Source organism: Paenibacillus sp. GbtcB18 (assembly GCF_019091125.1).
GTDB classification, from domain to species: domain Bacteria; phylum Bacillota; class Bacilli; order Paenibacillales; family NBRC-103111; genus Paenibacillus_F; species Paenibacillus_F chitinolyticus.
The window spans coordinates 1-265 of record NZ_JAGXJX010000426.1 but is presented as its reverse complement, the minus strand read 5'-3'; the positions used below and the strand labels follow the sequence as shown (position 1 = coordinate 265).

Sequence of the window (265 nt, the reverse complement as noted above, 5' to 3'; positions counted from 1 at the left end):
AACGACCTTATCCGTATCCTCGACAATGTTGGAAACGAGCAGGTTATAGCCTCTGCGCCCCAAGGTCTCTTCGATGTTGCTCAGAATCGTCGCTTGGAAGCTGGACGTAATATCGGGGATAATGACCCCGATCAGATTGGTCTTATTCCGTTTCAGACTCTTGGCAATCAAACTGGGCGAATAATTAAGCTGCTCGATCGCTTGACGCACTTTCTTTTCAAGCTTTTCGCTCACGTGCTCGCCCTTATTCAAAACCCTGGACACG

Annotated in this window: 1 protein-coding gene; it reads right to left on the bottom strand. The window is 48.7% G+C overall.

The annotated features are described in order from the left end of the window. A partial coding sequence (locus KVT34_RS30385; protein ID WP_309244145.1) for a LacI family DNA-binding transcriptional regulator occupies window positions 1-264 on the bottom strand: 264 nt, incomplete at its 3' end. Window position 265: the final 1 nt, after the last annotated feature.